This is a genomic window from Marinobacter sp. 3-2, from assembly GCF_003751355.1.
Taxonomy (GTDB): Bacteria; Pseudomonadota; Gammaproteobacteria; order Pseudomonadales; family Oleiphilaceae; genus Marinobacter; species Marinobacter adhaerens.
In genome coordinates this window covers 1-4,613 of sequence record NZ_RJUQ01000007.1, presented here as the reverse complement: position 1 = coordinate 4,613, position 4,613 = coordinate 1, and the positions used below count along the sequence as shown (strand labels likewise).

The following is a 4,613-nucleotide window of genomic DNA, read 5'->3' as shown; positions in this document are numbered from 1 at the left end:
CCTCATAAACACAACGGCGGATTGCCGCCGAATGTGGCAGAACAGGCCTACTGGAAAGCTCAAAAGACGGTGGCCTAAAACACTTGACCACTACAAGGGTTGGCAATAGCTATCTACACCAATCTAGTTTTTAGTCGTATCTGACCAAATGACCTTCAATACTTCCTGAAGTAGGGTTTTCTCCGAAAATTCACGAAGTCTTCTTGTCATTGGGAGACGCGTGGTGTCTTTCAGAAAATAAAACTTGGGATCGTACGACAGTACTCTCTTCTCTCACTTCTCGGGGACCATAAACTAGATCGCCCTCTAACTGAAAAATATAATCCACATTGACGATGTCATTGTCATTTGATACCGCAATAAGCTCTTTCAACTGATGCATTTCCCAGGAGCTAGATCCGTTCATATGGGGAGGAATTACAGCCATTACCTTCTCAATCCAGAACTCTTCGTCGGCCTCGGCAATAAGATTTACGAGGTCAGTCGGTTTGGTAAGAAAGTAGTAGCGGAACCCGTCACCCGAGTCTCTCGCGTAAGAAGTGCTGACGTAGTACCACACGTCATTATTGGAGAACTCCACCCACCTCCAAAAGTGGTCCCGACCGAATGGTTGGCCAAGAGGTTCTTCCGCGTGATTTTGAGTCATAAACATGAATTTTCCTCCAAAATGCACACTATAGTTTGTAGTGCTATAGCGTGCAATCCGGTGTCATGGCTCTTTTCCTTCAGGGGTCGACATGGAACTGCACGAAGCATTCGGACAAGCGCTAAGACGACAGAGGAAAGCCAAAGGACTTTCTCAAGAAGCATTCACAAGAGTTAGTAGCCGGACCTACTTGAGCGAGCTGGAGCGAGGTCTCAAAAACCCGACGCTCGACAAGATTGAAGAGCTCGCTACGACAATGGGCATCCACCCGCTGACACTGCTGGTTGAATGTTATTCGCTCAAAGACGATGTAGAGCCGAGGGACATTTTCACCATAATCATCCGAGAGCAGGCTGACCTGGAAGACAACTAGCGGGCCAACTTTGCTTCTAAAGCAGAAATGCGCTCAAAGATTTTCTCTGCGTTAGCCATCTCACTGATCTGCGCTTCCAGCTTTATCGCTTTGGCGTGCTCTCTTTCGGCGTGCTCTCGCATAGCATCAAACCTTTCCGTTTGATTGCGCAGTTGCTCTTCTAATTCAGAAATGATTGAAGAAGCATCCTTTTGTTCCGCTTCACTTTGCTCTTTGAGCTCTTGGTATTCACGTGTGACCTCTGCTACCTGTCTCTCAGCCGACTTGACTGCGTGTGTGTTCAACCTATCAGCAATTTTCCTGATCTGAGAACCAAACTCTTCAATAAGTTGCTGTAACGCATCTTCCATTTCGACAGGCAGCTCGCTAGAACTGGCAGGTTCAACATCCCCATGACCGTTTTGATTTCTCCATACAGTGTAAAGTCGCTTTTGATCACCACCCCCCAAAGCCCGCCTCAGAGCGTAGCCTGTTACCCTCTTTCCAGAGGCATCGAGTTTTTTGCCGGCCTCTAGGATTCTATCCTCAGAAAATTCCGCTGGACGCATAATCTCTCCTAAGTTTCTTTATCTATCTGTCAGTAAGGCACCGAAAATTAAAAAAAGATAAAAAGTAAGAAAGTAAGTAACTAACTTAATCAGTTACAAATTTTCAGCTAGCCAGGTAAGTCATTCAAAGCCTCCCCAAGATAAGCCACACTGCACCTACCAGATGGCGGTCACGAATGATAGTTCGCATGCCTCTCGGCTCTCACTCAAGCCTTGACCAGGCAGGACAGCTGACCCGCGGTATAAGCTTTCTGGTCGGTCGGCTAGGCGGCACTGCTGGTGTAACGCAGCGAGCACACTATGCAGGTGTGTCCGTCCGCTCCTTGGCCACTCAGTGTCATCTGGTGGGTTTGGGTTAAGCCGTTTCTTGGTGAAAAAAGAGTGATTCAAAAGCCATAGATGGGGCCGCAAACAGCCCAAAAGTTGGGACTAAAAAGCATGAATCAGGTTATCTTTCACCGACGTCGACGATAAAGTTCTTGCAATACAGGGGGGCAGGTTTGGCCAATGGGCACGGGGTCGAAGGAGACTCTCGAAAACATAAACCTAACGGCACCAGTACGGGGGTGGCCAGCCTCTTGCGTAATTCGATGAAATGATTCCAATTCCGGAAACCGTGCTTTTGCACCACGAGTTCGATAGCTTGAGTATGCGTCAGCGGAGTGGAACGCTTAAGTTTACGAGCTTCTTGCTTTAAAAGCTCGACCGACTTTTTGCCCAACATTATCAGTCTGAAGGAAGGTTTTGATTTGCTCATCGCTGGAATCCTATTGCGAGGAGTGTACCCACTAAACACCCCTAGCCTTAACCAGAGATAAGAAACTATCGTCTCTCAATTATCGTCCCATCCGGGTTCGCGTGGGCTACAGGCGCCGACAAGCCTACGCATAAATTAGCATCCCATCGATTGCTGTCAATGGCCATTCGATCACCACGGTACCCTGGCATGAGGAATCCCAATTCGGATACAGCGATTAGCACTGGAGAAAGATGGCTTTCCCATGGACAACAACCGGCTTTAAAAAGTATGCAGGTCCAAATAATTAAAAATATGCATCAAAGCTTGGGCTTTAATTTGTAATCTTCACCAATAACCGTATTATCAAACTTTTAGCTCAGTCAGTTAGTCAAAGTAGTCAGATACTGTCTGCGTATAAGAAATGCGGTTGAGGTGATTGACTGCACTGAGTGACGAGAAGGCCTGGAGTGAAAACTTCGGGCCTTTTTGTTTGGTGGGTAGGAAGAACGATCTTTTTGACCGAAAAGTCGGTGATATCAGGAAAACCGGTCGGGGAATATGATCATCGCGACCACTATACAAATGTTAAGCATGAGGAAACATGGAGCAGTTCTTTTCTACGGTAATTACAAGTGCATTGGTTGCCACTATAGCTGGCGCTGCAATAAACGCTTGGCTGGAAAGCAGGAAAGAGAAACAAGTAGCAAAGTTTGACGCTCTTTCTGCCGCAGTGAGTCTAGAGGGCTATGCAATCACTTGTGCGGAAAATCTGGCCGATCATGACCTCGCCAATGCATCGGATGGTCATGCAGGCTCTTTCATCGGTAAGGTCCCAGTTTTGCCTGATCTTTCGATTGTAGCTGGGTTCATCAAGCCTCAGAAAGCAGAGATTGCTCACAGGCTAATGGTTTTCCCTCAGGAAGTTCGGCAGGCAGATCAAGTTGCGGCTTTCTTATGGGATGTCACAGTTGATGTTGAAGCGACCCGTGCAGCTGCTGCAGATCAAGCAGCTAGAATGGGGCTGTACGCATCAGAGCTAGCAAAAGATATTCGCCGAGTATTTCGGCTCCCAAAGCGAGATCTTGTTGTGGGCGAGTTCGACGTGACTAAGGTCTTAAAAGAAAACATTCGTGCTGACGGGAATGATGCTTAATCAGCTATTAAGCATTAAAGCGATGGAGAGCGCTATGTATAAGTTAGGCATACCGGATGAGAAAGATTTTAAGTCGATCACGGAGTTTTTCGATTATGCGTCAGAAAAACTAATCACCCGTGACTACGATTTCGGCTTTCGCGGGCACTCAGATTCAGATTGGGAACTTGAGACGACCCTTTCTCGATTCGTTAGCGAAATTCAATCCCACTACCCTGAACGCAGTGCAAATTACGAGAGAGAACTATTAACAGACCTATGCCTTCAGCGCCTCCATAAACAGTTTAAGAACAACTTAATTACCAATAACGATTTGCCTCAAGATCGCATAGAAAAGATAGATCTCTGGCAGTATGGCCAGCATTTTGGGTTGCCGTCCCCACTACTGGATTGGACACATTCACCTTTTATTGCGCTGTTCTTTGCAATTTCGGAACCGGTGAGGACAGGTGCAGAAAGCTCACGGTGCGTTTGGGTCATCAATTTGAACATGTTGACGCACGTGAATACCCAAGTAATTGAGGAAGTCAGACCTAAATATGAAAATTCTATTTCTCCAGAATCTGCGCTAAACCAGCAATTCCCGATATCGGAAATAGTTCAAGAGCTTAACGAAAATAATCGGCGAATTGCTTTCCAACAGGGCTTTTTCACAAAGCATGAGTACTACAAGTCCCTTGAGGTGTGGTTAAAGCGGGTCGTGGGCGAAATGAGCTTCCACAAGGGAGATGCACCGGTTTTGACGAAGCTCACTTTCCCTTGTTCCGAAAAGGAAAGAATTTCTATGCTCGACCGTCTAGATAAGATGAATATAAACAATAGAACACTATTTCCAGACATTTTCGGTTCGGTTAAAGGTGCTGTGGATACCGTTTATCGAAGCTTCCAGGCACCAAAAGTTCGTGGATTCGCATTTTCACAGGATTGAAACAAATGCTTAACCAATGCAGGCACGGCGACGTCTTTTCCATTGCGGCTTCGCCTTCATTCCAAAGCCGCGCATGCTGCAGGCGTTAGCTTAGAAGAGGGTCTAATGCCGAATACTGAGTCGGATATTACTGTAGTAGCCCCCATTTAAACCGGACACCTTGGTAGAAGCAAAGGCCTAGGCATAGACCTAGTGCAAAGGAGTGTCCAAGGTGGAGAGAATCGAA

At 46.7% G+C, this 4,613-nt stretch carries 6 protein-coding genes; 3 read left to right on the top strand and 3 right to left on the bottom strand.

Features of this window, described 5'->3' with window-relative positions; genetic code table 11:
• Positions 1-190 precede the first annotated feature (190 nt).
• Positions 191-652: a hypothetical protein gene (locus EDB94_RS01720; protein ID WP_108019951.1), complete on the bottom strand. Its 462-nt coding sequence runs from the start codon at positions 650-652 to the stop codon at positions 191-193.
• An 85-nt stretch (positions 653-737) separates the two neighbouring features.
• Here EDB94_RS01720 and EDB94_RS01715 point away from each other — a divergent pair, with 85 nt between their 5' ends.
• Positions 738-1,019 carry a helix-turn-helix domain-containing protein gene (locus tag EDB94_RS01715; protein WP_108019949.1) on the top strand — a complete coding sequence of 94 codons (282 nt, stop codon included), beginning with the start codon at positions 738-740 and terminating at the stop codon, positions 1,017-1,019.
• Here the strand turns inward: EDB94_RS01715 and EDB94_RS01710 are convergent.
• Together EDB94_RS01710 and EDB94_RS01705 are read right to left on the bottom strand one after the other, a co-directional pair.
• The gene (locus EDB94_RS01710) at positions 1,016-1,567 is read right to left on the bottom strand and encodes a DNA-binding protein (protein WP_108019947.1); all 552 of its coding nucleotides are present in this window, start codon (positions 1,565-1,567) and stop codon (positions 1,016-1,018) included. The genes EDB94_RS01715 and EDB94_RS01710 overlap by 4 nt on opposite strands.
• 448 nt (positions 1,568-2,015) lie before the next feature.
• A complete protein-coding gene (locus tag EDB94_RS01705) occupies positions 2,016-2,324 on the bottom strand; it encodes a glyoxalase superfamily protein (protein WP_108019945.1) in 309 nt (102 codons plus the stop codon).
• 583 nt (positions 2,325-2,907) lie between these two features.
• Between EDB94_RS01705 and EDB94_RS01700 the strand changes: the two genes are divergently transcribed.
• Both EDB94_RS01700 and EDB94_RS01695 read left to right on the top strand, forming a co-directional pair.
• A complete protein-coding gene (locus EDB94_RS01700) occupies positions 2,908-3,459 on the top strand; it encodes a hypothetical protein (RefSeq protein ID WP_108019943.1) in 552 nt (183 codons plus the stop codon).
• Positions 3,437-4,387: an FRG domain-containing protein gene (locus EDB94_RS01695; RefSeq protein ID WP_146162237.1), complete on the top strand. Its 951-nt coding sequence runs from the start codon at positions 3,437-3,439 to the stop codon at positions 4,385-4,387. The genes EDB94_RS01700 and EDB94_RS01695 overlap by 23 nt, the downstream gene beginning before the upstream one ends.
• The last annotated feature ends 226 nt before the right edge of the window (positions 4,388-4,613 follow it).